Below are 26,148 nucleotides of genomic sequence, written 5' to 3'. Positions count from 1 at the left end.
AATTGCGAAGCAATTTTGCGCTGATGCGACGAAGCAATCCAGACCTTTACCGCGGAAGGATTCCTGGATTCCTTCGCTTCGCTCGCAATGACAAATTAGCCAAATCGCCTTCTACGCCATTCGATCAACTTGGCGCTGACCTCTTCTGGCTTCTCCTGCTGCGTCCAATGGCCGCTGTCGCGGACCAGATATTTTTCGAGATCGGGAATCAGCTTGTCCATGCCGTCGGCGGAAGACGGCGGCAACACCGCATCGTTCTCGGCCATGATCATCAGCGACGGCACGCGCACCGTATGATCGAGCCCTTCGGCGCGCATCCAGTTGCGCGACATGTTGCGGTACCAGTTGATGCCACCGGTGAAGCCGGTGCTGGTGAAATTGTCGACGAACACCTTCTTCTCTTCCGGCGACAGGATCGGCGTACGCGGATCGTGCTTCGCGTCGTAAGCCGCGATCATCTGCGGAAACGCGAGATTGACCCGCGGCGAAGCGCCCACGCCGGCAATCACTTCCTCTGCCGGCGCATCGGGCGGGCGCGGCGCCGGCTTGCGCATGAACGCATCGAAGGTCTGCTCGACGCGACTGCCAAAGATCCTGTCAGGTTCACGCGACGGGTCCTGGAACTGCACGATGTACATCTTGTCGCCAAACCGCGCGCGCAGCAGCTCGATCGGATCGGCCCAGGCACGGTTGGTATGCGGCGTGTTGATGCCGACAACCCCCGCAACCCGGTCGACGTGCCGCAACGGCATCTGCCAGACGATGAAGCCGCCCCAGTCGTGGCCGACGAAGATCGCCTTGTCGATCCCGAGATGATCGAGCAGACCGACGAGATCGCCGGTCAGGTGCTCGATATCGTAGTCCTCGACCGGCTCGGGCCGGTCGGTCGCGCCGTAACCACGCTGGTCCGGCGCGATCACCCGGATTCCGGCCTCGCTCAGCGCCTTGATCTGATGGCGCCAGGAGAAGGCGAGCTCCGGCCAGCCATGGCACAGCACCATCGGCGGGGCGTCGGAGACCGGACCCGCCTCGTAGTAACCCATGCGGATTCCGTTCGTCTGCACGAACTTGAGCGGCGGCATTTCGATCATCGGGACATTCCTACTCAGCAGCGCCCTTGACGTCGGCCTCTGGCGGCGCATAGGCCGCCTCCAGCAAAGCAAACTCCTCGGGCAGCATGTCGCACATCACCTGCACATGCGGAATGATGTTGGCGCCGACAATGAAACCGAAATCGAGCTGGTCGCGATAGCTCTGCACGGTGATGTTGAGCGCCTGCCCGTGCGTCGAGATTGACACCGGGAAGATATGCAACAGCTCGGCACCCGCGGCGTAGAGCGTCTGCCGCGGCCCGGGCACGTTGGACACCGTGATGTTGGCGGCCGGCGGCAGCACGTCCGACAGGTTCGAGCGGCTGTAGAGCAGCGCCAGGATCTGCACCATGATCGGCGCACCCAGCATCGAGATGTTGGACACTTGCGGCATGAGGGCGCGCAGCGGATGCGACATCTCCTTGGACTTGGTCGATTGCGCGATGATCGCCTCCAGTCGCGCCTTGGGATCGTCGATGTTGGTCGCGATCGCGCAGATCATGCCGAACACCTGGTTGTTGGCCTCGGTGTTGCCTTCCTCACGCAGCGAGATCGGCACGGCGGCGGTCAAGGATTTCGCCGGCAGCGTGCCGTATTGCTGGAGATAGCGGCGGACCACGCCGGAGGCGAGCGCCAGCACGACGTCGTTGAGCTTGCCGCCGGCCTGCTTGGCCAGCGCCTTCGCCCGCGACAGCGGGATCGACACGCCGGCGAAGCTGCGCTCCGAGGAGATGGTCTTGTTGAGCATGGTCGGCGGCGACACCATGCTGGCCAGGCTCTCGCGCGACTTCGGATCGGCGACCTTGCCGAGCACGTCGGACACGCTCTTGAGCACGGTCGGGATGTTGCCGGCGAAGCGCACCGCGCTCTCGATCTGGTACATCGCGTTGTCGAACAGGATCGAGCCGATGTCGCTCTTGCCGGTGCGCGGCAGCTGCAGGTTCTTCGCAGCCGCCGAGGCATCGAGCGGCTGGCTGAAGAGCTGCTGGTAGGAATCGAGCAGGTTGGCGGCGATGTCGCGCGGCTCCTGTCCGGGCTTGGCTCCCGCTGCCGGCGGATCGACCTTCCGCGGAATCGGCGAGATGTCGTAGATCATGTTGGTCAGCGCCGCACCGGCACCGCCGTCGATGGCGGCATGGTGCATCTTGGAATAGAGCCCGACCTCGTTGTCCTTCATGCCCTCGAACACGTAGAACTCCCACAGCGGGCGGGCGCGGTTCAGGAGCTTGGCGTGCATCCAGCCGACGATGCGCTCGAGCGTGGCGCGGTCGCGCGGCTGCGGCAGGCTGGCGCGGAAAATGTGACGGTCGATGTCGAACTGATCGTCCTCGACCCAGGAGGGATGATCGATGTCGAGCGGCGCCTTCTCCAGCCGCGCCTTCAGGATCGGCGCGATGTGCAGGCGCGAAACAATCATCGCCTTGAAGTCTTCGAAGAAGTCGCCCTTGTAATCGTCGGGCAGGCGAAAGATCGCCATGCTGCCGACATGCATCGGCATTTCCGGCGTTTCCAGATAGAGAAACGACGCATCCAGCGACGACAGCTTCTTACCGTCAGCCATAGTTCCCTCCCGCAAGATTTGACGGGCGCCTTGGACGGCGCTTCTCGTCAGGCCGATATTGCCCGCTCCGGCGGGGCATATGCAATGGCAAACGGCCCTGCCCGGTCAAATGGCGAAAATTCCCCCTCCGGTTGCGCCAGCCGGTCCGCCACGGCCCACAGCGCTGCGGGGTTCACGCCGAGCCCGATATGGCTCGCCAGGTGCACCTCGATGTTCTCGGCACGGTCCGAGGGGCGCAATAGGCAGGTCCGCCAGTTCACGACACCGTCGGCGCGGGAATAGATCGACGTCGCCGGCACCGGCAGATCGCCGGCGATCGCCTCGCGCAGGTCGGCAAAATCCTCGACCCGCTCGCCGGACAGCGCCTCGTAGAGCCGCGTGGCATTGGTCGCCCGCACATCGTTGGCGAAAGGACTGCCGAGCGTCACGACGTAACGGACCATGTCGGGCGCCTGGAGCGCGAGATCGCGGGCATAGACGCCGCCGAGGCTCCATCCGACCAGGCTGACCTTGCGCCCCGTCGCGGCGTGGATCTCGGCGAGGCGGACACGAAGAGCCTCCCGCATCCGCCCCAGTCCGCCGAGATTACGGCCCATCCGCCAGGCATGTGCCTCATGGCCGAGCTCACTGAGATAGCGCCGCATCGGCGCCATCGAAAGATCGCTAGCGAGAAAGCCGGGCAACGTCAGCACCGGATGGCCGTCGCCCCTGGGCGCGCGCATCAGGACCGGCGACAACAGCAGGCTGGCGTTGAACTCGAACAGCCCGCGGGCTTCGGCGAGCAGCAAACCAAGGCCCGGCGGACGAAGCCGGTCTGACGGTTGCGGCCCGTCCCGCCCGGGCGCCATTACTTCTTCTTGTCGCTGCTGCGCGTTCCGCCGAGGCCGGCCATGGTAACGAACATGTCCTGAAACCGCTCGGCGATCTTCGGATCGAAAGTGAACCAGCTCTGGATCAGCGATTCCGGCGAGACCTTGTCGATATTGCTCAGGACCTGCTGCTGTAGCTTGTCCATGACGGCAATCTGCATCGGCGAGACGTCCGGCAATCCGAAGAACTGACGGGCCTCGAGGGGGGTGCAGTCGATTTCGATGTTAACTTTCATGTCCCCTCCGGATGAGATTCGAGCAGTCTGTCCGAGTATCGCCGCGACACGGTGTGCAACGCAAGCGACCTCGGACGCGCTGTGGGGCGCAGGCTCCCGCAATCGGCGGGTATGGTCAATCAAATCGCTCGGCCGCGACCGCAGCGCGGACGGCCGAGACGCCAACGGCCGACAGGGCCAGTTTCCCTTTATCCCAGGACTTCACAGGTCGAAAGTCGAATGTCATTCGCGCGCCGACCTCCCCTAGATTGCCGGTCAGCATTGCTGCACAGCGGTGCAACTTGGCGCGTTCCTTGCTGGAATGGCGCTTGCACGGGTCGTGAACTCTGGGCAACATGGATTGATCAGCCCCGCCGAACAATCAAAAATCACGGCGCGGCAGAGTGGAGAGGGTTAAGAATGTCAGTCGGACGAACTCTGTTTGCGGCGACGCTCGCCGGTACGCTTGCGTTGGCGGTCTCGCCGGCGTCGAGCCAGACGCTACGTTATGCCAACCAGGGTGACCTGAAATCGCTCGATCCCTATACACTCAACGAGAGCACCACCCACGCCCATCTCGGTCACGTCTATCAAGGCCTCACCGCGCGCGACAAGGACCTCAAGATCATTCCGGCGCTGGCGGAAAGCTGGGAAACTCCAGAGCCGACCCGCTGGCGCTTCCATTTGCGCAAGGGCGTTAAATTCCACAACGGCGACCCCTTCACCGCCGACGACGTGGTGTTCTCGGCCGATCGCGTCCGCAAGAAGGGGTCGAACATGCAGACCCGCCTTGCGCCCGACGTCAAGGTGGTCAAGGTCGACGACTACACCGTCGATTTCGTCCTGCCCTCGCCCAACCCCATCCTGCATAACGCGTGGGATGTCTGGTACATCATGGACAAGAAATGGGCCGAGGAGAACAACGTCGTCGATCCGACGCCGGTGGCGGCGACCACGCCGAGCTACGCCTCGCTTCATGAGAACGGCACCGGTCCCTTCATCATCGAGAGCCATCAGCCCGGCGTGAAGACCGTGTTCAAGGCCAATCCCAATTACTGGGGCAAGGTCGAAGGCAATTTGAAGGAGATCATCTTCACTCCGATCTCCTCCGACGCCACCCGCGTCGCCGCCCTGCTCTCGGGCGAAGTCGACGTCATCGAGCCGGTGCCGATCCAGGACATCTCCCGCGTCGATTCCAGCCCGAATGCCCAGGTGCTGAAGGGGCCGGAGCTGCGCACCATCTTCATCGGCTTCGACCAGATGCGGGATGAGCTGCTCTACTCCAACATCAAGGGCAAGAACCCGTTCAAGGACATCAAGGTCCGCGAGGCGTTCTACAAGGCGATCGACATCGAGCTGATCAAGACGCGCGTGATGCGCGGGCTGGCGACGCCGTCGGCGCTGATGATCGCGCCGGAGCTGTTCATACTGTCCAAGGAATTCACGCGGCCGAAATTCGATCCCGACGGCGCCAAGAAGCTCCTGACCGAGGCCGGTTATCCCGATGGCTTCGAGGTCACCATGGATTGCCCGAACGATCGCTACGTCAACGACGCCGCGATCTGCCAGGCCGTCGTCGGCATGCTCGCCCGCATCGGCGTCAAGATCAATCTGCTGGCGCAGCCGAAGGCGCAGTACTTCGCCAAGGTGCTGAAGCAAGGCGGCTACCAGACCTCGTTCTACATGCTGGGCTGGACGCCGAGCACGATGGACTCCCACAACGTGCTCTTTGACATCATGGGCTGCCGCGACGATGCGAAATCCTCGCGGGGCGAGGCCAATCTCGGCGGCTACTGCAACAAGGAGTTCGACGCCATCACCGACAAGGTGCTGGTCGAAACCGACACCGCCAAGCGCAACCAGCTGATCAAGCAGGCCTACGAAATCGGCAACAAGGACTGGTCCTATATCCCGCTGCACCAGCAGGCGCTGGCCTGGGGCGTCTCGAAGAAGGTCAACCTGCCGCAGCGCGCCGACAATCTGGTCATGTTCCACTGGGCGACCAAGAAGGAATAGCGTCAGTTGAACACAAGGTCCCGGGAGCGTCAGGCTTCCGGGACCTTTCCTTTTTCCGGCTGACATAGGCGTCGGCTGCAAGCACACCCAAGGACAGTGGAAGAAATGCTCGCTTTCACTCTTCGCCGCGCCGTTCAGGCTATCGGCGTCATGTTCGCCGTCGGCATCATCGCGTTCTCGATGTTTCGATTCGCCGGCGATCCCGTGAACCAGATCGTCTCGATCGACACGTCGGCGGCCGAACGCCAAGCCGTGCGCAAGTCGCTCGGCCTCGATGATCCCGTGCCGGTGCAGTTCGTGCGCTATTTCGGCGATGCTGCGCAGTTCAAGTTCGGCATCTCCTATCAGTTCCGCCAGCCGGTCTCGACGCTATTGATGGAGCGCATGCCCGCGACGCTGGAACTTGCGATCTGCGCGACCGTATTTGCAATGGTGTTCGGCATCCTGATGGGCGTCTATTCGGCGCTGAAGCGCGACACCGCGCTCGCCAAATTATTCCAGGCGGTCTCATTGATCGGCATCTCGCTGCCGACGTTCCTGATCGGCATCCTCCTAATCTATCTGTTCGCGGTGACATTGGGCTGGCTGCCCTCCTTCGGCCGCGGCGAGGTGGTCAGGCTCGGCTGGTGGACGACGGGCCTGCTCACGCTGTCGGGCCTGAAGGCGCTGATCATGCCCTCGATCACGCTCGGCCTGTTCCAGATGACCTTGATCATGCGGCTGGTGCGCGCGGAGATGCTGGAAGTGCTGCGAACCGACTATATCCGCTTCGCGCGCGCCCGGGGGCTGACCACCCGTGCCATCCATTTCGGCCATGCGCTGAAGAACACGCTCATTCCCGTCATCACGGTAGCCGGGCTCCAGTTTGGCTCGGTTATTGCATTTTCGATCATCACCGAAACCGTGTTCCAGTGGCCGGGCATGGGACTTCTGTTCGTTCAGGCCGTGCAAAACGTCGATATCCCGATTATGGCCGCCTACCTGCTGATGGTCTCGCTGATTTTCGTCACCATCAATCTGGTGGTCGATATCCTCTACACCGTGGTCGATCCGCGCCTGCGCTCGACCGTCGGCCGCGCGACATAAGGCAACCTGCATGTCCGACGCAGTCGTCTCCAATTCCGACAAGCAGAGCACGCAGCCGACGCACGCCGCCCGCGGCTGGCTCAGCCGCGCGCTCGACAGCGACGTCTTCTATTCCTTCCGCCGCTCCAAGCTCACCATGGTTGCAGCGGCCATCACGGTCCTGTTCTTCCTGCTTGCGATCTTTGCCTCCTGGCTTGCGGTCCAGAACCCGTTCGATCCGGCGCAACTTCAGCTGATGAACTCGCGGATTTCGCCGCTGTGGACCGCCGACGGCCAGAGCCCGTTCCTGCTCGGCACCGATGAACAGGGCCGTGACGTGTTCTCCGCCATCCTCTACGGCATGCGCATCTCGCTCGCCGTCGGCGTGGCCGGCGTGATCTTTGCCGGTGCGCTCGGCATCGCGCTCGGCCTGATCGCCGGCTATTTCGGCGGCGCGGTGGACGGCGTGATCATGCGAATCGCCGACGTCCAACTCACCTTCCCCGCCATCCTGATCGCGCTGCTGGTCAATGGCATCGCCAAATCGATCCTCGGCAACCGACTGGATGCGACCAGCATGCTGGTGGTGCTGGTGATCTCGATCGGTCTGAGTTTCTGGGTGGGTTATGCCCGGACCGTGCGCGGTTCCGTGATGGTCGAGAAGAACAAGGACTACGTGGCCGCCGCGCAGCTGATCGGCCTGCCCGCTCCCGTGATCATGCTGCGGCACGTGCTGCCGAACACGATGGGCCCGATCCTGGTCATCGCCACCATCAACCTCGCGCTCGCCATCATCACCGAGGCGACGCTGTCCTTCCTCGGCGTCGGCCTGCCCGACACCATGCCCTCGCTCGGCACGCTGATCCGCATCGGCAACAACTATCTGTTCGCGGGCGAATGGTGGATCGTCGCCTTCCCCGGGCTCGCGCTCGCCGCGCTGATCCTCTCCATCAACCTGCTCGGCGACTGGCTGCGCGACGCGCTCAACCCGAAACTTCGATGAGTGTGCGTCGCCCATGACCGACCCTGTTCTCTCCGTCCGCAATCTCCAGGTGGAGTTCGCCTCCCGCCGCGGCACGTTGCGCGCCATCGACGACGTCTCCTTCGACATCGCCAAGGGCGAGGTGCTGGGGGTGGTCGGTGAATCCGGCGCCGGCAAATCCGTCACCGGCCTCGCGGTAATCGGCCTGATCGATCCTCCCGGCCGCATCGCCGGCGGCGAGATTCGTCTCGCAGGCATGCGCATCGACAATCTGCCGCCGGAGGAGATGCGCCGCATCCGTGGCAAACGCATCGGCATGATCTTCCAGGATCCCCTCACCTCGCTCAATCCGCTGTACCGGGTCGGCGACCAGATCGTGGAAACGATCCGGACCCACCTCAATCTGTCCGAACAGGCGGCTCGCCGCCGCGCCATCGACCTGCTCGCCGAAGTCGGGATTCCCGCGCCGGAAAAGCGCATCGACGGCTATCCGCACGAGTTCTCCGGCGGCATGCGCCAGCGCGTGGTGATTGCGCTCGCGATCTGCGCCGAGCCGGAGCTGATCATCGCGGACGAGCCGACCACGGCGCTCGACGTCTCCGTGCAGGCGCAGATCATCTCGCTGATCAAACGGCTCGGCCGCGACCACGGCACCGCGGTGATGCTGGTGACGCACGACATGGGCGTGATCGCGGAAACCTCGGATCGCGTCGCGGTGATGTATGCCGGCCGCGTCGCCGAGATCGGTCCGGTGCAGGACGTCGTGAGGAACCCGCTGCATCCCTACGCAAAAGGATTGATGGGCGCGATCCCGACGCTCGCGGGCGAGGACAAGCGCCTGGTGCAGATCCCCGGCTCCATGCCGCGCCTGTCGGCGATTCCGCGCGGCTGCTCGTTCAATCCGCGCTGCGCGTTCGCATTCGACCGCTGTCGTGTCGATCGGCCGGAGCCACTGCCGCGGGGCGCGCAATCGGTCGCCTGCCATCTCTATGATGATGTGCCGGCGGAGAGCGCGGCATGAGCGCCCCTTTCGTCCAGGCCACAAATCTGCGCCGCGTCTTCGACGTCTCGAAGCCCTGGCTGAACCGCGTGCTGGAAGGCGGGCATCTCGAATATCTCAAGGCTGTCGACAACGTCACCTTCGACATCAGGAAGGGCGAGACCTTTGCGCTGGTCGGCGAGTCCGGCTCCGGCAAGACCACGGTGGCGCGGATGGTGGTCGGCCTGTTGCCGCCGAGCTCCGGCGACGTCCAGATCGACGGCGTCTCGATGGCGGACCCGCGGCAGGCGCCGGCGCGGCGAAAGCTGCGCCGCCGCATCCAGATGATCTTCCAGGATCCCTATGCGAGCCTGAACCCGCGCTTCCGGGTCGATGCCATCATCTCCGAGCCGATCCGCGCCTTCGACCTGATCCAGGGCGAGCGCGACATCCAGGCGCGCGTCGGCGAGCTGCTCACCCTCGTCGGCCTGCATCCCGACGACCGGCTGAAGTTTCCGCATGAATTCTCCGGCGGCCAGCGCCAGCGTATCGCGATCGCGCGGGCGCTTGCCTCCGACGCCGAGTTCATCGTCTGCGACGAGCCGACCTCGGCGCTCGACGTCTCGGTACAGGCGCAGATCCTGAACCTGATGCGCGACCTCCAGGACAAGTTCGGCCTGACCTACATGTTCATCAGCCACAACCTTGCCGTGGTCCGCCACATGGCGAGCCGCGTCGGCGTGATGTATCTCGGCCGCATCGTCGAGATCGCGGAAGGACGCGAGCTGTTTGCCCGCCCGCGCATGCCCTACACCAAGATGCTGCTGGGCGCCGTGCCCGATCTTGCCATGAGCGGCCGCCAGCGCATTCCGGTCAAGGGCGAGATCCCGAACCCGATCAATCCGCCGCCCGGCTGCGCCTTCAATCCACGCTGTCCGCTGGCGTTCGATCTCTGCCGCAAGGAAGCCCCGGAGCTGATCGGTGGCGTCGCCTGCCATGCGGTTAACACCGCGCCGGTACCGGCGTGACGCGCGCGTGCCATGCGGCCTGCGCATTGGCGGCACGGCATCGCCTGTGATCAATTGCGCGCGCCACAACTAAGGTAACGAAATCCCATGGCCAGCAACGTCAATCCGGATCCCTTCACGACGCGTCCCGAGATCGAGGGCACGTTCGGGGTCGTCGCCACCACGCACTGGATCGCGACCGCCGTCGGCATGGCGATTCTGGAAAAGGGCGGCAACGCCTTCGATGCCGGCGTCGCCACCGCGTTCACGCTCCAGGTGGTCGAGCCGCATCTGAACGGCCCCGGCGGCGACGTGCCTGTTATCGTCCACGACGTGAAGCGCGGCCGCACCGAGGTGATCTGCGGCCAGGGCCCGGCGCCGGCGCGCGCCACCATTGCGCATTACAAGAGCGAAGGCCTCGACATGGTGCCGGGCACCGGCCTGCTCGCCGCCTGCGTGCCCGGGACCTTCGAATCCTGGATGATGCTCTTGCGAGACTACGGCACCATGCGCGTGCGCGACGTGCTGGAGCCCGCGATCTCCTATGCCCGCGACGGCTATCCGCTGGTCGAGCGCGCCTGCGCCACGATCCAGACCGTCGAGCAGCTATTCCGCAAGCACTGGCCGACCTCGGCCGCGGTCTACCTGCCGAACGGCGAAGTGCCGAGGCCCGGCACGCTCTTCACCAACAAGACGCTGGCCGCGACCTACGCCCGCATTCTCAGCGAGGCCGAGAGCGGCGACGGTGGCCGCGACTCCGAGATCGAGCGTGCGCGAAGGGCCTGGTCGCACGGCTTCGTCGCGGAAGCCATCGACAAATTCTGCCGCACGCAAGAGGTGATGGACGTCAGCGGCTCGCCGCATCGCGGCGTTCTCTCGGCCGACGACATGGCACGATGGCAGCCGACCGTCGAGGCGCCGCTCACCTACGACTATGGCCGCTTCACCGTCTGCAAGGCCGGCGTCTGGAGCCAGGGCCCGGTCACGCTGCAACAGCTCGCGCTGCTCAAGGGCTTTGCGCTCGACGGGCTCGACCCGACCGGGCCGGAATTCATCCATCTCCAGATCGAATGCGCCAAGCTCGCCTTCGCTGACCGCGAAAAGTTCTACGGCGATCCGAAGTTCAACGAGATCCCGATCGCGACGCTGCTGTCGGATGCCTATAACGACGAACGCCGCAAGCTCGTCACCGACAAGGCCTCGCTCGACTTCCGCCCCGGCTCGGTCGAGGGCTTTGGCGGTGTCGTCAAGCTACGGCGCGCCGAAGGCCAGCGCGAAGCGGTCGGCGCGCTTGGCGCCGGCGAGCCGACGGTCGGACGCTTCGGCGAGGTGCGCGGCGACACCGTGCATTTCGATATCATCGACAAGGCCGGCAATATGGTGTCGTCGACGCCGTCGGGCGGCTGGCTGCAATCTTCACCGATCATTCCTGAACTCGGCTTCTGCCTCGGCAGCCGCGCGCAGATGTTCTGGCTGGAGGAGGACCATCCCGCCGCACTCGCACCGGGCAAACGGCCGCGCACCACGCTGTCGCCGACCATGGCGCTGCGCGACGGCGAACCGTATCTCGCCTGGGGCTCGCCGGGCGGCGACCAGCAGGACCAATGGATCACGCAATTCTTCCTGCGCCACGTCCATTGCAATCTCAACCTTCAGGAATCGATCGACGCGCCGGCCTGGCATTCCGAGCATTTCCCGATCTCGTTCTGGCCGCGCACCGCGCGCCCCGGCGTGCTCGTGGTCGAGAACCGCGTACCGAAGGCGACGATCGAGACTCTGCGCGAGCGCGGACATATCGTCGAGATCGGGCCCGACTGGTCCGAGGGCCGCCTCACCGCGGCCTCGCGCGTCGGGGTGCGCCGCCGCGCCGCCGCTAATCCGCGCGGCATGCAAGGCTACGCAGCAGGACGCTGATGGACAGAATATGACCTGGTCGATCATCGCACGCGATCCTGCCACCGGCCAGTTCGGCATCGCGGTTGCAACCCGCTTCTTCGCCGTCGGCGCGCGCGTGCCCTATATCGCCGCCGGCCTCGGCGCGATCGCAACCCAAGCCTTCGTCAATCCTTATTACGGCATCGACGGCGTCAAGCTCTTGCGTGAAGGCCTGAACGCGCATGACGTGCTCGCCAGCCTGCTCGCGACCGACGACGGGCGCGAAAGCCGCCAGATCCACATCATGGACGCGAGCGGCGAGATTGCTGCGCATACCGGGCGCGACTGTGTCGACTGGTGCGGCCACATCGCCGGCAGCGGCTTCTCGATCGCAGGCAACATGCTCGCGGGCGCCGACGTGCTCGACGAGACCGCCAAGACCTACATCGCCAATGACAGCCTGCCCCTCCCGCGCCGCCTGCTCGCGGCGATGCGCGCGGGCGAAGCTGCCGGCGGCGACAAGCGCGGCAAGCAGTCCGCTGCACTCCTGATCCACGGCGAGGAGGAATGGCCGGCGCTGGACATTCGCGCCGACGATCATCCCGATCCGCTCGGCGAGCTCGAGCGGCTCGAACGGGTCAGCCACGAGCTCTGGGTGCACTTCCGCTCCTCCATGCCGACGCGGCAGAACCCGGCCGGCAACACCGATCGCAGCGTCATCGACGCAAGCATCGCCGCGGCCCGTGCAAGACGATCATGAGCACAAGCCCTCTCATCGAGATCAAGGATCTGCGCATCCGCTTCCACGGCGACGACGGCCGCGTCACCCACGCGGTCGACAGTGTCGATCTCAGCGTCGCCAATGGCGCGACCCTCGGCCTCGTCGGCGAATCCGGCTGCGGCAAGAGCGTGACATCGCTCGCGATCATGGGGTTGCTGCCGAAGCAAAGCGCGGAGATATCGGGCGCGATCCGCTTCGACGGCTTCGATTTGTTGAAGACCCCGGATCAGACCTTGCGCGATCTCCGCGGCAACCGGCTCGCGATGATCTTCCAGGAGCCGATGACCTCGCTCAACCCGAGCTTCACCATTGGCGACCAGATCATCGAGACGATCCTGCGCCATCGTGGCGGCTCGCGGCGCAGCGCACGGGAGCGCGCGATCGAGCTGTTGCGTCGCGTCCACATCCCCTCCCCCGAACGGCGCGTCGACGAATATCCGCACAAGCTCTCCGGCGGCATGCGCCAGCGCGTGATGATCGCGATGGCCCTGGCCTGCGACCCCCGCCTCCTGATCGCGGACGAGCCGACAACCGCGCTCGACGTCACCTTGCAGGCGCAGATCCTGGAGCTGATGCGGGAATTGAAGGCGGCGAGCGGCGCCGCGATCATCCTGATCACCCACGATCTCGGCGTGGTCGCCGAGGTCTGCGACGAGGTCGCGGTGATGTATGCCGGCGAGATCGTCGAGCGCGCGCCGGTGGATGAATTGTTCTCGACCCCGCAGCATCCCTACACCGTCGGCCTGCTCGGCTCGATCCCGCGGCTCGACCACCGAGCCGAGCAGCTTGCGACGATCGAAGGCATGGTCCCGAACATGGCGCAGCCGCCCGCCGGCTGCCGCTTCGCCGCACGCTGCCCCTTCGTGCTGGACGCCTGCACCAAGGCGCCGCCGCCGCTCGTGGAAATCAGCCCCGGTCACCTCTCGCGCTGCATCCGCGCGCCGCTCGAACTTCTGGTGTCGTGATGGCGCTGCTCGAGGTCGAAGGCCTGGTCAAGCATTTCGTCGCCGAGCGCTCGCTGTTCGGCCGGGCACTCGCGCATGTCAAAGCGGTCGATGGCGTCAGCTTCTCGCTCGAGGCGGGCAAGACGCTGGCCCTGGTCGGCGAATCCGGTTGCGGCAAATCCACCGTCAGCCGCCTGGTGCTGCGGCTGATCGAGCCGGATGCAGGCGCGATCCGTTTCGATGGCCGCGACCTGCTCTCGCTCGACGCCGGAGCGCTCCGCGCCTTCCGTCGCGAGGCGCAGATCATCTTCCAGGATCCCTACGCCTCGCTCAACCCGCGCATGACCGTCGGCCAGATCCTGACCGAGCCGCTGGCGCTGCACGATCTCGTTCCACCCGCACAGCGGCGCGAACGGGTCGCGGAAATCCTGCGGCTGGTCGGGCTGGAGCCGCGGCTCGAGCGACGCTATCCGCACGAATTCTCCGGCGGCCAGCGCCAGCGCATCGCGATTGCCCGCGCGCTCGCGGTCGAGCCAAAACTGATCATCTGCGACGAGCCGGTCTCGGCGCTCGACGTCTCGATCCGCTCGCAGATCCTCAACCTCCTGCGCGAGCTCCAGGACCGGCTCGGCCTTGCCTACATTTTCGTCTCGCACGACCTCGCCGTGGTCAAGCACATCGCCGACCATGTCGCGGTGATGAATCTCGGCCAGATCGTCGAGACCGCGGAGGCGGACGCGCTGTTCGCCGCGCCCCGGCACCCCTATAGCCGCGCGCTGCTGTCCGCGATTCCCGTGCCTAAACCGCGGGCAAAAAGCAGCCGGATTGTGCTCCAGGGGGAGATCCCCAGCGCGCTCAATCCGCCGCCGGGATGCCGCTTCCACACCCGCTGTCCCTATGTCGTGGACCGCTGCCGCAGCGAAATGCCTCAGCTTGTCTCGGATGGCATCGGACATGCAACAGCTTGCCACCGAACGTCGGAACTGCCGTCCTCCGCGGCCATCGTCCCCATGGATGGCGGTTTCTCGCCGGTTCTTGAAAAATTGGTTGCCGCCTTCAGCGGCGGTCCGGAAGCAGCACGCGGCGGCGGGGTTAGTCCATTGGGGACGGCCTCCGCATAGCCGTGAAATAGAGGTTGAGAGCGATGAGCTTTATCCGTTTGACAATCCTGGCGTCGGCCTTGCTGACGTCGCTCGTGGGCACGGCCCAGGCTCAGACCACGCTTCGCATCGGGATCGCCGAAGACCCTGATATCCTCGATCCCAGCATCGGCCGCACCTATGTCGGCCGCATCGTGTTCTCCGCGTTCTGCGACAAGCTGTTCGACATCGACGAGAAGCTCAACATCGTGCCGCTGCTCGCGCTGTCCCACGAGACATCGGCCGACGGCAAGGAGATGACGATCAAGCTCCGGCCAGGCGTCAAATTCCACGATGGCGAGCCGCTGGACGCCGAAGCCGCAAAATTCTCGATCGAGCGTCACATGACGCTGCCGACCTCGTTCCGCAAATCCGAGCTCGCCAGCGTCGATCATGTCGAGGTCGTCGATCCCCTCACCATCAAGCTGGTGCTGAAGACGCCGTACTCGCCGCTGATCGCCCAGCTCACCGACCGCTCCGGCATGATGGTCTCGCCCAAGGCGGCGAAGGAGGCCGGTGACAAGTTCGGCCTGCATCCGGTCTGCGCAGGTCCCTACAAGTTCGTCGAGCGCGTGCAGCAGGATCGCATGGTGTTCGAGAAGTTCGCCGACTACTGGAACAAGGACAACATCCATATCGACCGCGTCGTGTTCCTGCCGATCGTCGATGCCACGGTGCGCCTCGCCAACCTCAAGTCCGGCGGGCTCGATCTGATCGAGCGCGTGCTCGCCACCGACATCAAGGACGTCCGCGCCGATCCCAAGCTGGTGCTGTCGACGGCGCCCGAGCTCGGCTATCAGGGCCTGACCATCAACATCGGCAACGACAAGACCAAGGGGCCACTCAGCCAATCGGCGAAGGTGCGCCAGGCACTCAGCCTGTCGATCGATCGCGAGGCCATCAACCAGGTCGTATTCAACGGCGAGTTCACGCCGGGCAATCAATGGGTCAGCCCGACGCATCCGTACTATCAGAAGGCTTTCCCCATTCCGGGTCGCGACATCGCCAAGGCCAAGGCGCTGTTGAAGGAAGCCGGCGTCAGCCTGCCCGTCACCGTCGACTACATGGTGCCAAAGGGCACCGAGTACGAGGCCGTCGCCCAGGTCGTGCAGTCCATGGCCGCCGAAGCAGGCTTCGACATCAAGGTCCGCGTCGTCGAATTCGCGACCACCTTCAAGCAGGCGCAGGCCGGCGAGTTCCAGGTGTTCCAGATCAACTGGAGCGGACGCATCGATCCGGACGGCAATTCCTACATCTTCATGCGCAGCAAGGCGCCGCAGAACGACGGCGTGTACGCGAACCCCGAGGCCGATAAGCTGTTGGAAGAGGGACGGGCCACATCCAACGTCGAGGAGCGCAAGGCGACCTACGCCAAGCTGACCAAGGTCCTGCTCGACGACCTGCCGATCATCTACATCTATCATCGTACGCTCCTGATCGCGCATACGAAGAAGCTCGAGGGCTACCGGCAGATGCCTGATGGCCTCGTGCGCGTGGTCGGGTTGAAGTTCAAGTGATCGCGGCATCACCCGGGACACAGGTGGGGCCATGCTGAAGTTCCTCGCCCACCGCATCGCGCAGATCGTGCCGACGCTGTTCTTCGTGTCGGTGCTGATCTTTTCGCTCCAGCAATTGCTGCCCGGCGATCCGGCGCTGGTGATGGCCGGCGAGGAACGCGATCCCGCCGCGATCGAGCAGATCCGGCAGCAGTACAAGCTCGATCAGCCGATCCCCGTGCAATATGTCTACTGGCTCAAGGGCGTCCTCACGGGCAATTTCGGCGAGTCCTTGCGCAACAAGATGCCGGTGCGCGAGCTGATCGCACAGAAACTGCCGGTGACGCTCCAGCTCGGCTCGATGGCGATCCTGATCGCGTTCTTCATCGGCATTCCCGCCGGCATCGTCTCCGCGGTGAAGAAGGGCACGGCGTGGGACTATGGGGCGAATTTGTTTGCGCTGTGGGGCATCTCGACGCCCAATTTCTGGCTCGGAATCCTCTTGATCTTCCTGTTCTCGATCGAGCTCGGCTGGCTGCCGGCCTCGGGCTACGTGCCGCTCACCGAAAACTGGCGCGCGAGCCTGGCCGCCACCATCATGCCCGCCTTCGTGCTCGGCAACGCGATTTCCGCGATCCTGATGCGGCATACCCGCAGCGCCATGCTCCAGGTGCTGGAGAGCGACTATGTCCGCACGGCGCGCGCGAAAGGATTGTCGGAGCGCTCCGTCATCCTCAAGCACGCGATGCGCAATGCGCTGACGCCCATCATCACGCTCGGCGCGCTCGAGCTCGGCACGCTGTTGTCGGGCGCCGTGCTGACGGAGCAGATCTTCTCCATTCCCGGCTTCGGCAAGCTGATCGTGGACGCCGTCTTCAACCGCGACTATGCGGTGGTGCAGGGGGTGGTGCTGGTGACGGCCACGGTCTACATCACGCTGAACCTCGTTGCCGACGTCGCCTATATCCTCGTCAATCCGCGGCTGCGGGGCTAGCGCCATGACCGATGCCGCATTGCCCGCCGCCCCCTCCACCGCGCACGCGTCCGAACTTGACAGCCCGGCGCGCCGCGCACGGCGGCGGTTGTTCAAGCGCAAGGCCGCCGTATTCGGACTCGTCGTGATCACGGCGTTCATCCTGCTTGCGGCGCTTGCTCCTCTCATCGTCCCCTACGATCCCATCGCGACGAGCTGGAGCCTGGTGCGCAAGCCGCCGACCGCGGCGCACTGGTTCGGCACCGACGAGCTCGGCCGCGACATCCTCAGCCGCATCGTCTACGGCGCGCGCGCCTCCCTGCTCGCGGGCCTGATCTCGGTCGCAATCGCGCTCGGCGTCGGCGTGCCGCTCGGCCTGCTCGCCGGCTATCGCGGCGGATTTGTCGATGCGCTGATCAGCCGGATCACCGATGCAATGCTGGCCTGCCCGTTCCTGATCCTGGCGATCGCGCTGGCCGCGTTTCTCGGCCCGAGCCTCGGCAATGCCATGATCGCGATCGGCATCTCGGCGACCCCGATCTTCATCCGCCTGACCCGCGGCCAGGTGCTGAGCGTCAAGGCCGAGGATTATGTCGAGGCCGCGCGCGCCCTCGGCAACCCCGGCTGGCGGATCGCGTTCTCGCACATCCTGCCCAACATCCTGCCGGCGCTGCTGGTGCAGGCGACGCTGTCGATCGCCGCCGCCATCATCGCCGAGGCTGCGCTCTCATTCCTTGGGCTCGGCCAGCAGCCGCCCGCACCGTCCTGGGGCAGCATGCTCAACGCGGCGCAACGCTTCCTGACCCAGGCGCCGTGGATGGCGATCTGGCCAGGGCTCGCGATCTTTCTCGTGGTGCTGTCGCTGAACCTGCTCGGCGACGGCCTGCGCGACGCGCTCGACCCGCGACAGCGCTAGATCACCACTTCGCGCATCACGCGGCGACAATCCATCTCGTACTCGAGATCGACCACCGGCGGGCGGGCATAATGCCAGGTCAGGCCGGAGCGCAATGCGCCGCGGCGGACCAGCTCGTCGACCAGCGCATGGTGGAAGTCGTGCACAGAATAGGCCTGCACGCCCGTGGTGTCCTTCCAGCCGAAGCCGAAGGCTGCCATCCGGGTTTCCATCTGCGAGGTGGTGGTGAACCGCACCTTCTCGCGCAGCCCCTCCGGGCTGAGGTCGCGGTAGCGCACCGTGCGCTCGACATAGGTCCCGCTGCCCTCGCGCGCTTCGGCACCGCCGGCGATCACGAAGCTCGGGGCCTTCGACCGCGTCGGGCGCGTAAAGGAGAACGCATAGAACGACGGCTCGGACGGCGGATCGATCTCGGGACAGACATTGCTGCGCGCCACCGGATTGGTGGTGCCGTCGAAGATGCCCCATTCGGACAGCGTCTTCACATAGTGCAGGTTGAACGCACGGAAGCCCTCCTCGCTGAAGGCCACCGGCGAGCGCAGCTCGCAGGCGCAGAACGCGGTCAGCGGACGCCCTGCTTCCTGGATGAACTTCGCCGCCAACGCAAAACCCTCGGCCAGCGGAACCAGGCGATCGAAACGGACGCGCTCGATCTCATAGCCCTCGTCCGCGGCCGCACCGGCCGAATACTGGAACACGGACGGAATGAAACGGTAATTGCCGGCGGAGAATTCACGCGTCATGACGGGCTCCTATTCCAGTTGCATGCGAATGCCCTTGGCGCCGTTGAGCAGGCGCTTCAGGTGAAAACCGGCCAGCGGATCGTCGGCGTGCATCCCGACCAGCGCGGCAAAGGCCGGCATGGCGGCGGCGTCGCCGGCCTCCATCTTGGCAAAAGCCTCGGAATAGAGCGCCGTCACCGGCGCTTCGAATTTGGCCCGCGGCAGCGGTTCGAACGCGCGCAGCGGCTCGCTGCGCCCGCGCAGCATCAGCTCACCCACGGGACGGCCCTGAAAATTCTCGGCCGCCCCGGCGACGCTGGCGCTGACGCAGATGCGGGTGCCGAGATGCTTGTTGGCGGCTTCCAGCCGCGCCGCGATATTGATGGAGTCGCCATAGGCGGTGTAGTCGAAGAAGCGGTTGCCGCCGAAATTGCCGACCAGCGCCGGGCCGGCATGGGCGCCGATCCGGGTCGCCCCGAAATTCACGCCTCTCGCCCTCCAGCGCGCGGAGAAGTCCTCCGCCCAGGCGTCCAGATCATGGGCACAGGCGACCGCGCGCGTCGCAAAGTCCGGCTGGTCGCCGGGCGCGTTGAACAGCACCTGAATCGCATCGCCGATGATCTTGGCGACCGTCCCCTCATGCGCGAAGACGATCTCGGTCATGCCGCCGACATATTCGTTGAGGAGCTCGCCGAGCGTCTGCGGCGCCGCGCTCTCGACCAGCGACGTGAAACCGGTGATGTCGGTGAAGAGGGTGGCGACATCGCGCCACTGAACCTCCATGCCGCCCTCGACATCCGCAGCCAGGCGCCTTGCGATCTCCGGCGAGAAGAAACGCGACAGCGAGGCATGGGCGCGCTCGGCTTCCATCTGGCGCCGCCGCACCTCGCGCAGCATCTCCACGTGGCCGATGGTCTTCTGGATCGTGGCCTCCAGATCGGCGAAGTCGATCGGCTTGGTCAAGAAGTCGAACGCGCCGCGGTTCATGGCGATGCGGATGTTGCTCATGTCGCCATAGGCGGAGACGATGATGGTCGATTTCTTGTCCTCGGCCTCCTGGAGCTTTGCCAGCAGCGACAGCCCGTCCATCCGTGGCATGTTGATGTCGGAGACCACCATGTCGACATGCGGATTTTGCTCCAGCGCTTCCAGCGCCTCGAGGCCGTCGCGGGCGAACATGAGGGTGAGCAGCCCGTCGCGAATCTGCCTGCGGAACTTTTGCAGGATCAGCGCCTCGAGGTCCGGCTCGTCGTCGACGAAGAGGATGGTCGCAGTCATGCGGCTTGCTCGAGCCTCGTGTCGATCTCCTGGCGCAGCAGCGCAAAGTCGATCGGCTTGGTCAGGAGCCCGTGGGCGCCTCGCTCGATCGCCTTTCTGCGTGTCTCGGCGTCGCCATAGGCGGTAATCATGATGACGGGAACGTGCGGATAGTCGGCACGCACCTTCGGCAGCAGGTCGAGCCCGCTCATGCCGGGCATGTTGATGTCCGACAGAATCAGGATCAGCGAAGGATCGCGAACCTCGGCGGCACGCCTCAGCGCATCGGCCGCAGAGGGGGCAAACTCCATCTGGAAGCGTCCGGCGCGCAGGTCGCGCCGGAAGTGCTGCCTGAACAGCGGTTCGACGTCGGGCTCGTCATCGACGACCAGGATATAAACGTTCAATTCTTGCCTCCGGCAGTGTCGCCCGCTGCCATCGTGCGCGGCAGCGTGATGATGAATTCGGTGAATACACCCGGCTCGGTCTTCACGTCGATCGTGCCGCCATGCTGCTTCACGACGATGTCATGGCTCATGGACAGGCCGAGCCCGGTGCCCTCACCGGCCGGCTTGGTCGTGAAGAACGGATTGAATAGTTTCTCCTTCACCTCGGGCGGAATCCCGGTGCCGTTGTCGCGGATCCGGATCTCGACCTTGTCACCGAGGCTCCTGGTTGCGGCGCTCACGATCGGCTCAAAACCTTCCGCCGTGCCCTCCTTGCGCTTGGCCGCGGCATAGAAGCCGTTCGAGATCAGGTTGAGGAAGACGCGCGTGATCTCCTGCGGATAGATGTCGACCAGGCCGGCGGCGGGGTCGAACGCGCGCTGGAGCGTGACGTTGAAGGCGGGCCTTTCGGCGCGCGCGCCGTGATAGGCGAGATTGAGGCTCTCCTCCACGACAGCATTGATATCGATGGGGCGATGCTCGCCGGAGCCCTGGCGCGAATGCACCAGCATGTTCCTGACGATGGAATCGGCGCGCTTGCCGTGCTGCACCACCTTCTCGAGATTGCTCCTGAGCATGCCGGTCAGCTCGTCGACTTCCGCCTTGGTCTTGCCGTCGAGCGAGGCCGATTGCAGGGTCTCGTTGAGCTCGTCGATCAGCTCGGTCGAGACCGCGGAAAAATTGTTGACGAAGTTGAGCGGGTTCTTGATCTCGTGGGCGATCCCCGCCGTGAGCTGGCCGAGGGAGGCGAGCTTCTCGGTCTGGATCAAGCGATCCTGGGCGGCGCGCAATTCATCAAGGGACTGCGAGAGTTCCATGGTGCGCTGGCGCAACTCATTCAGCAGCCGCGTGTTTTCGATGGCGATGACGGCTTGCTTCGTGAAATTCTCGACCAGGGCTATTTGCTTGTCGGTGAACGGCCGAACTTCCTTGCGATAGACTGCGATCGTGCCGATCAGCTCGCTTTCCCTCAGCATCGGCACTATGACGATCGTGCGGGCGCCAGCGACATCGGAGATTCCGCGAATGCTTGAACCTCCAGCGAGATAGGCAGGAGTGTTTTGCACATCGTGAACGTGAACAACCTGACGTGTCCTGACGATGGCGGCGAGCGCGCTCTCCGGATGAGGACGGATCGCCACATCTCTTCGCGAAGCGGCGAACGCAGGCGGCACGTTGTAGTCAGCTGCGATGGTGAAACCTTCGCCGTCCCACAGATTCATGATCCCGAAACTCGCGCCACAGACCCGCGTGGCATTCTCGAGCATCTTGTGGAACACCGGCGTGAGTTCGCCCGGAGACGAACTAATCACCTGTAGTACCTCCGAAGTCGCCGTCTGTTGCTCCAGCGACTCGCTTAATTCGGCCGTTCGCACCTCGACCTTCTTTTCCAAGTCCGCGTAGGATTCCTGCAAGCGCGCGCCCATGTCGTTGAACTGGTCGGCGAGCCCTTCGAGCTCGTCACCGGTCCGGATCGCAATGCGCTGGGAGAAGTCGCCGCCCCCGATCCGCTCGGCGCCGCTGCGCAGCGCCTGGATCGGTCCCACCATGCGGCGCGCGAGGAATATCCCCGCAAGCACCGCGAAGATCGACGCCGCCAGCAGCACGATCGCAAGCCGCTGCAGCGAGGCATAGAGCGCGGCATAGGCCTCCTCGACCGGAAGCTCGACGAACATGGTCCAGTGCAGCGGCTCGATCGGGGCCGATGCGGTCAGCACCTTCTGCCCCTGGATGTTGCGCGCTTCGGGAAGCGGATCGGACATGGTACCGCCTCCGGCCTGCGCGGCGCGGACCTGCGCGAGGTTCGACATGTCGGTGTTGCGTAGGACCAGGCTGATATCGGGATGCGCGATCAGGCGCCCCTCCGGCCCGACCACATAGGCGTCTCCGTGCTCGCCGACCTTGATCTGGGAGACGACGTCCCAGATCAGCTTCAGATTGACCTCCGCGATGCTGACGACGGAATCCTTGCGCGCGCCGGCCAGCGCCAACGTCATGTAGGGTTCGGAGTCCCTGCGGAAATAGACCGGTCCGTAATAGACCTTGTGCGCGACCGCCTCGGTGAACTTCGGGTCGGTCGACAGGTCGATCCCGCTGTCGATTGCGTTCGTCGCCAGTCGCGAGACCCGCAACCGCTCCTTGCCGTTCGAATCCACCTGGGCGAGCTCGGTGATCCCTGGCACCTGGCGCAGCAGCCGCAGCGCGTCGAACCGGCGTTGCTCGATCGAGTCCGCCGACCACGGCAGCTGCGTGGTCCAGCCGAGCTGGCTCTCGATCTCCTTGACGAATTGGCCGATCTTGGCGGCCGCCGCCTCGGCCTGCTCATGCTGGACGCGGATCAGCGAGGCCTTGTGCTCACGATAGTAGAAGAAGACTTCGAACAGCCCGTTGGCAAGCAGCGCGACGGCGACGACGGCCACGAACAGTGCGACGTATTTGGTGAACAGCCGGATCCTGATCCCTCGCCCCGTCGCTTCGCCGGCCACGGCCCCATCCAGGGCCGCGCTCGGCGACGTCCTGGCTTGCGGGGTGTCGGGATGGAGGGAGAGGCTCATCCAGTGGAACCTAGCAAGAAGACGAGACCTTGTCTCTCGCGAGCCCAGCCAAGGCCCGTCCGACGGCCGCGGTGGCCACCGCATCAGCACCGGCGGGTACAACGAAAAAGGGCGGCAGCGGATTGGCCGCTGCCGCCCTCCGATTCGCTTGCTACCTCAGGTCGGCCGCAGCGCCTTGGAACCGAGGTCGAGCTCGTTGACCTGCTTGTTCCGCTCGGAATCCGCCGCCGCGCGATGGTCGGTCGCCAGCACCACGTAGACGGCGGGCAGCACGAACAGCGTGAACAGCGTGCCGATCGACATGCCGGCGACAACGACCAGACCGATCGAGAAGCGGCTGGCCGCACCCGCGCCGGTCGCGGTCAGGAGCGGGATCAGACCCGTCACCATCGCGGCCGTGGTCATCAGGATCGGCCGTAGGCGGATGCGGGCCGACATCTCGATGGCCGAGCGGCGGTCGAGCCGCTCGTTGATCTGGAGCTCGTTGGCGAACTCCACCATCAGGATGCCGTGCTTGGTGATCAGGCCGACCAGGGTGAGCAGACCGACCTGGGTGTAGATGTTCATGGTCGCGGCGCCGAAGAACAGCGGGATCAGCGCGCCGACGATCGCCATCGGCACCGAGATCATGATCACCAGCGGGTCACGCAAGCTCTCGAACTGGGCTGCCAGCACCAGGAAGATGATGATCAGCGCGAAGCCGAAGGTGATCGCGAGCTGGTTGCCTTCCTGCACATACTGCCTGGAGTCCGCGAGATAGTCGTGGCTGAAACCCTGCGGCAGCTTCTTGGCCTCGCTTTCGAGGAAGTCGACCGCAGCACCGACCGTCACGCCGGGCATCGGCACGGCCGAGAACGTCGCCGAATTGAGCTGGTTGTAGTGGGTCAGCGAGTTCGGATCGGTCTTGGTCCTGATCGAGACCACGGTCGACAGCGGAAGCTGCTGGCCGGTGTTGGTCGTCACATAGTAGCCGCCGAGCGATTCCGGTGAGAGCCGCTTGCCTCGGGGCACCTGTGGAATCACCTGGTAGGAGCGGCCCTCGAGATTGAAGCGGTTGATGTAATTGCCGCCGAGCAGCACCGCGAGCGTGCTGCCGAGGTTCTGCATGTTGACGCCGAGGTCCTGGGCCTTGGTGCGGTCGATCGTGACCTGCACGTTCGGCTGGTTATAGGCAAGGTCGCTGTCGGAGACGATGAACATGCCGCTCTTGCGCGCGGCGTCCTTCAGCTTCTCCATCTGCTCATAGACAGTCTGGAATCCGGCGGTGGAATTGATCACCATCTGCACCGGCAGGCCGCCGGGTCCGCCGGGCAACGGCGGCAGGTTGAAGGCGAAGGCCTGCACGCCCTCGATCTTGGAGAGCTCGGCCTGCACCAGGGGCTTCAACTGGATCGACGAGCGCTTGCGCTCCTCCCACGGCTTCAGCAGCATGCCGGCGATGCCGCCCTGCGGACCGTTGATGCCGTTCAGCACGAAGCGCAGATCGGTCTCCGGGAATTTCTGGAATTTCTCGTCGAGCTTCTCGCCGTAAAAATCGACATAGTCGATGTTGGCGTATTTCGGCGCCTTGGTCACCGCGAACACGATGCCCTGGTCTTCCTCCGGCGCCAGTTCCTTCGACGTGTGCATGTAGAGGAAGCCGACCAGCCCGAGGATCGTCACTGCGAACAGACCGGTAATGGCCTTGTAATCGAGCGAGCGGTCGAGCCTGCGGCCATACCAGCGCGTCAGCGCGCCGAACACCCTGTTCACCAACTTGGCGAACCGACCCTCTTCGGTGTTCTTCAGCAGCACCGAGCACATCATCGGCGACAGCGTCAGCGCGATCACGCCCGACACGATCACCGAGCCCGCGAGCGTGAAGGCGAATTCGCGAAACAGCGAGCCGGTGAGGCCGCCGAGGAAGCCGATCGGCGCGTACACGGCCGCGAGTGTGATGGTCATCGAGATGACGGGACCCACGATTTCGCGCGCGCCCTCTAGCGAAGCTTGAACCGGCGTCTTCCCTTCCTCCAGATGGCGGTGGATGTTCTCCACCACGACGATGGCGTCGTCGACGACGAGGCCGATCGCCAGCACCATCGCCAGCAGCGTCAGCAGGTTGAAGCTGAATCCCAGCGCCAGCATCAGCGTGCAGACGCCGATCATCGATAGCGGGATGGTGACGACAGGAATGATGACGGAGCGGAATGACGCCAGGAACAGGAAGATGACCACGATCACGATGATCACGGCTTCGCCCAGCGTCTTCTCGACCTCGTCGATCGAGGACTGGATGAACTTGGTGGAATCGTAGGCCACCTTCATCTTCATCGACGGCGGCAGGTTGCGCTCGAGCTCGGGGAACAGCGCGCGCACGCCCTTGACCAGCGTCAGCGGGTTGCCCTGCGGGGTCGCCTGCACTCCGATGAAGATCGCGTGCTCGCCGTTGAAGGCGACGCTCGCGTCCGTGCTTTGGGCTGCAAGCTCGACGGTGGCGATGTCCTCCATCCGCACGAAGCCGCCGTCCTTGGCCTTGACGATCATCTTTCTGAACTGGTTGACGTCTGTCAGGCCCGTATTCGTCGAGACGTTCGAGACGATCAGATAGCCCTTGGTCTGGCCTGCCGCGGACTGGAAGTTGTTGGCGGCGATCGCCGATGCGACGTCAGCCGGCGAGACATTGCGGCCGGCCATCTTCACGGGATCGAGCCACAGCCGCATCGCGAAGTTCTGGGCGCCAAGGATGTCGGCAGAGGCCACGCCGTCGACGGTCGACAGCACCGGCTGCACCACGCGCGTCAGATAGTCCGAGATTGCCGAGCCCGACAGCTCCTCGGAGGAGAAGCCGAGATACATCACCGCCGTGGTCTGGCCCGTCGTCTTGGTGACGATCGGGTCGTTGGATTCCTTCGGGATCAGGTATTTGACCGAGTTCGTCTTGGCCAGCACCTCGGTGAGCGCCTGGTTCGGATCGAAGTTCAGCTTGATGTAGACCTGGATCGTCGAGGTGCCGAGCACCGACGACGAGGTCATGTAATCGACGCCTTCCGCAGAAGCGACCGCCTGCTCGATCGGCGTGGTGATGAAGCCCTGGATCAAGTCCGCGGATGCGCCGGGATAGACGGTCGTGATGTTGATGACCGTGTTCGACAGTTTCGGATATTGCCGGATCGGCAGCACCATCGCCGCGCGCAGGCCGATCAGCAGGATCAGCAGGCTGACAACGACCGACAGGACCGGGCGTTTGATGAAAATATCAGTAAAGCGCATCGCGGCG

Annotated in this window: 21 protein-coding genes; 12 read left to right on the top strand and 9 right to left on the bottom strand. The window is 64.7% G+C overall.

Annotated elements, in window-relative coordinates; all coding sequences use genetic code 11:
- Nucleotides 1–95 precede the first annotated feature (95 nt).
- The 4 genes from XI08_RS04155 to XI08_RS04140 are packed head-to-tail and all read right to left on the bottom strand — an operon-like array spanning nt 96 to nt 3,757.
- Complete coding sequence (locus XI08_RS04155; protein WP_271573459.1) at nt 96–1,091, bottom strand: alpha/beta fold hydrolase; 996 nt, start codon at nt 1,089–1,091, stop codon at nt 96–98.
- Between the two features lie 10 nt (nt 1,092–1,101).
- Nucleotides 1,102–2,652 (bottom strand): WS/DGAT/MGAT family O-acyltransferase, encoded by a 1,551-nt coding sequence (locus tag XI08_RS04150; protein WP_271573458.1) that lies wholly within the window; start codon nt 2,650–2,652, stop codon nt 1,102–1,104.
- A 47-nt stretch (nt 2,653–2,699) separates the two neighbouring features.
- On the bottom strand, nt 2,700–3,500 hold the full coding sequence (locus XI08_RS04145; protein ID WP_271573457.1) for an esterase/lipase family protein: 801 nt from the start codon (nt 3,498–3,500) through the stop codon (nt 2,700–2,702).
- Complete coding sequence (locus tag XI08_RS04140; protein WP_135172372.1) at nt 3,500–3,757, bottom strand: DUF6489 family protein; 258 nt, start codon at nt 3,755–3,757, stop codon at nt 3,500–3,502. Before XI08_RS04140 ends, XI08_RS04145 begins: the two co-directional genes overlap by 1 nt.
- Nucleotides 3,758–4,156: 399 nt before the next feature.
- Between XI08_RS04140 and XI08_RS04135 the strand changes: the two genes are divergently transcribed.
- The 12 genes from XI08_RS04135 to XI08_RS04080 all read left to right on the top strand — a co-directional run bounded on the left by XI08_RS04135 (nt 4,157) and on the right by XI08_RS04080 (nt 17,909).
- Entirely contained in the window at nt 4,157–5,752 is a 1,596-nt protein-coding gene (locus tag XI08_RS04135) for an ABC transporter substrate-binding protein (protein WP_011085661.1), read from the top strand.
- Between the two features lie 105 nt (nt 5,753–5,857).
- Nucleotides 5,858–6,838 carry an ABC transporter permease gene (locus tag XI08_RS04130; RefSeq protein ID WP_271573456.1) on the top strand — a complete coding sequence of 327 codons (981 nt, stop codon included), beginning with the start codon at nt 5,858–5,860 and terminating at the stop codon, nt 6,836–6,838.
- A 10-nt stretch (nt 6,839–6,848) separates the two neighbouring features.
- Entirely contained in the window at nt 6,849–7,820 is a 972-nt protein-coding gene (locus tag XI08_RS04125; RefSeq protein WP_271571041.1) for an ABC transporter permease, read from the top strand.
- Between the two features lie 13 nt (nt 7,821–7,833).
- The gene (locus tag XI08_RS04120) at nt 7,834–8,820 is read left to right on the top strand and encodes an ABC transporter ATP-binding protein (RefSeq protein WP_271573455.1); all 987 of its coding nucleotides are present in this window, start codon (nt 7,834–7,836) and stop codon (nt 8,818–8,820) included.
- On the top strand, nt 8,817–9,806 hold the full coding sequence (locus XI08_RS04115) for an ABC transporter ATP-binding protein (RefSeq protein WP_271573454.1): 990 nt from the start codon (nt 8,817–8,819) through the stop codon (nt 9,804–9,806). Before XI08_RS04120 ends, XI08_RS04115 begins: the two co-directional genes overlap by 4 nt.
- An 87-nt stretch (nt 9,807–9,893) precedes the next feature.
- Nucleotides 9,894–11,699: a gamma-glutamyltransferase family protein gene (locus XI08_RS04110; protein ID WP_271573453.1), complete on the top strand. Its 1,806-nt coding sequence runs from the start codon at nt 9,894–9,896 to the stop codon at nt 11,697–11,699.
- A gap of 10 nt (nt 11,700–11,709) precedes the next feature.
- A complete protein-coding gene (locus XI08_RS04105; protein WP_271573452.1) occupies nt 11,710–12,420 on the top strand; it encodes a DUF1028 domain-containing protein in 711 nt (236 codons plus the stop codon).
- Nucleotides 12,417–13,406: an ABC transporter ATP-binding protein gene (locus tag XI08_RS04100; RefSeq protein WP_271573451.1), complete on the top strand. Its 990-nt coding sequence runs from the start codon at nt 12,417–12,419 to the stop codon at nt 13,404–13,406. Before XI08_RS04105 ends, XI08_RS04100 begins: the two co-directional genes overlap by 4 nt.
- Complete coding sequence (locus XI08_RS04095; RefSeq protein WP_271573450.1) at nt 13,406–14,506, top strand: ABC transporter ATP-binding protein; 1,101 nt, start codon at nt 13,406–13,408, stop codon at nt 14,504–14,506. Before XI08_RS04100 ends, XI08_RS04095 begins: the two co-directional genes overlap by 1 nt.
- A 23-nt stretch (nt 14,507–14,529) precedes the next feature.
- A complete protein-coding gene (locus tag XI08_RS04090) occupies nt 14,530–16,041 on the top strand; it encodes an ABC transporter substrate-binding protein (RefSeq protein ID WP_271573449.1) in 1,512 nt (503 codons plus the stop codon).
- Between the two features lie 31 nt (nt 16,042–16,072).
- On the top strand, nt 16,073–17,014 hold the full coding sequence (locus tag XI08_RS04085) for an ABC transporter permease (RefSeq protein ID WP_027543964.1): 942 nt from the start codon (nt 16,073–16,075) through the stop codon (nt 17,012–17,014).
- A gap of 4 nt (nt 17,015–17,018) precedes the next feature.
- On the top strand, nt 17,019–17,909 hold the full coding sequence (locus XI08_RS04080; RefSeq protein WP_271573448.1) for an ABC transporter permease: 891 nt from the start codon (nt 17,019–17,021) through the stop codon (nt 17,907–17,909).
- Here XI08_RS04080 and cnbZ read toward each other — a convergent pair.
- The 5 genes from cnbZ to XI08_RS04055 all read right to left on the bottom strand — a co-directional run bounded on the left by cnbZ (nt 17,906) and on the right by XI08_RS04055 (nt 26,141).
- Nucleotides 17,906–18,652: a 2-amino-5-chloromuconate deaminase CnbZ gene (gene cnbZ, locus XI08_RS04075; protein WP_271573447.1), complete on the bottom strand. Its 747-nt coding sequence runs from the start codon at nt 18,650–18,652 to the stop codon at nt 17,906–17,908. The two genes, XI08_RS04080 and cnbZ, sit on opposite strands and share 4 nt — an antisense overlap.
- Before the next feature lie 9 nt (nt 18,653–18,661).
- On the bottom strand, nt 18,662–19,909 hold the full coding sequence (locus XI08_RS04070; protein WP_271573446.1) for an adenylate/guanylate cyclase domain-containing protein: 1,248 nt from the start codon (nt 19,907–19,909) through the stop codon (nt 18,662–18,664).
- Complete coding sequence (locus XI08_RS04065; protein WP_018648152.1) at nt 19,906–20,295, bottom strand: response regulator; 390 nt, start codon at nt 20,293–20,295, stop codon at nt 19,906–19,908. The genes XI08_RS04070 and XI08_RS04065 overlap by 4 nt, the downstream gene beginning before the upstream one ends.
- A complete protein-coding gene (locus tag XI08_RS04060; protein ID WP_271573445.1) occupies nt 20,292–22,889 on the bottom strand; it encodes an ATP-binding protein in 2,598 nt (865 codons plus the stop codon). The genes XI08_RS04065 and XI08_RS04060 overlap by 4 nt, the downstream gene beginning before the upstream one ends.
- A 156-nt stretch (nt 22,890–23,045) precedes the next feature.
- On the bottom strand, nt 23,046–26,141 hold the full coding sequence (locus tag XI08_RS04055; RefSeq protein WP_027543960.1) for a MexW/MexI family multidrug efflux RND transporter permease subunit: 3,096 nt from the start codon (nt 26,139–26,141) through the stop codon (nt 23,046–23,048).
- Nucleotides 26,142–26,148 lie beyond the last annotated feature (7 nt).

This window comes from Bradyrhizobium sp. CCBAU 11361 (assembly GCF_028128935.1).
GTDB classification, from domain to species: Bacteria; Pseudomonadota; Alphaproteobacteria; order Rhizobiales; family Xanthobacteraceae; genus Bradyrhizobium; species Bradyrhizobium niftali.
This window is presented reverse-complemented; position numbering and strand designations above follow the sequence as displayed.

Excerpts from the sequence above, each read along its gene's own strand:
- XI08_RS04090 (WP_271573449.1), top strand. The coding sequence starts at position 14,530 with ATGAGCTTTATCCGTTTGACAATCCTGGCGTCGGCCTTGCTGACGTCG.
- XI08_RS04055 (WP_027543960.1), bottom strand. The coding sequence starts at position 26,141 with ATGCGCTTTACTGATATTTTCATCAAACGCCCGGTCCTGTCGGTCGTT.
- XI08_RS04095 (WP_271573450.1), top strand. The coding sequence starts at position 13,406 with ATGGCGCTGCTCGAGGTCGAAGGCCTGGTCAAGCATTTCGTCGCCGAG.
- XI08_RS04135 (WP_011085661.1), top strand. The coding sequence starts at position 4,157 with ATGTCAGTCGGACGAACTCTGTTTGCGGCGACGCTCGCCGGTACGCTT.
- XI08_RS04100 (WP_271573451.1), top strand. The coding sequence starts at position 12,417 with ATGAGCACAAGCCCTCTCATCGAGATCAAGGATCTGCGCATCCGCTTC.
- XI08_RS04130 (WP_271573456.1), top strand. The coding sequence starts at position 5,858 with ATGCTCGCTTTCACTCTTCGCCGCGCCGTTCAGGCTATCGGCGTCATG.
- XI08_RS04140 (WP_135172372.1), bottom strand. The coding sequence starts at position 3,757 with ATGAAAGTTAACATCGAAATCGACTGCACCCCCCTCGAGGCCCGTCAG.
- XI08_RS04125 (WP_271571041.1), top strand. The coding sequence starts at position 6,849 with ATGTCCGACGCAGTCGTCTCCAATTCCGACAAGCAGAGCACGCAGCCG.
- cnbZ (WP_271573447.1), bottom strand. The coding sequence starts at position 18,652 with ATGACGCGTGAATTCTCCGCCGGCAATTACCGTTTCATTCCGTCCGTG.
- XI08_RS04115 (WP_271573454.1), top strand. The coding sequence starts at position 8,817 with ATGAGCGCCCCTTTCGTCCAGGCCACAAATCTGCGCCGCGTCTTCGAC.
- XI08_RS04105 (WP_271573452.1), top strand. The coding sequence starts at position 11,710 with ATGACCTGGTCGATCATCGCACGCGATCCTGCCACCGGCCAGTTCGGC.
- XI08_RS04150 (WP_271573458.1), bottom strand. The coding sequence starts at position 2,652 with ATGGCTGACGGTAAGAAGCTGTCGTCGCTGGATGCGTCGTTTCTCTAT.
- XI08_RS04120 (WP_271573455.1), top strand. The coding sequence starts at position 7,834 with ATGACCGACCCTGTTCTCTCCGTCCGCAATCTCCAGGTGGAGTTCGCC.
- XI08_RS04155 (WP_271573459.1), bottom strand. The coding sequence starts at position 1,091 with ATGATCGAAATGCCGCCGCTCAAGTTCGTGCAGACGAACGGAATCCGC.
- XI08_RS04110 (WP_271573453.1), top strand. The coding sequence starts at position 9,894 with ATGGCCAGCAACGTCAATCCGGATCCCTTCACGACGCGTCCCGAGATC.
- XI08_RS04070 (WP_271573446.1), bottom strand. The coding sequence starts at position 19,909 with ATGACTGCGACCATCCTCTTCGTCGACGACGAGCCGGACCTCGAGGCG.
- XI08_RS04060 (WP_271573445.1), bottom strand. The coding sequence starts at position 22,889 with ATGAGCCTCTCCCTCCATCCCGACACCCCGCAAGCCAGGACGTCGCCG.
- XI08_RS04080 (WP_271573448.1), top strand. The coding sequence starts at position 17,019 with ATGACCGATGCCGCATTGCCCGCCGCCCCCTCCACCGCGCACGCGTCC.
- XI08_RS04145 (WP_271573457.1), bottom strand. The coding sequence starts at position 3,500 with ATGGCGCCCGGGCGGGACGGGCCGCAACCGTCAGACCGGCTTCGTCCG.
- XI08_RS04085 (WP_027543964.1), top strand. The coding sequence starts at position 16,073 with ATGCTGAAGTTCCTCGCCCACCGCATCGCGCAGATCGTGCCGACGCTG.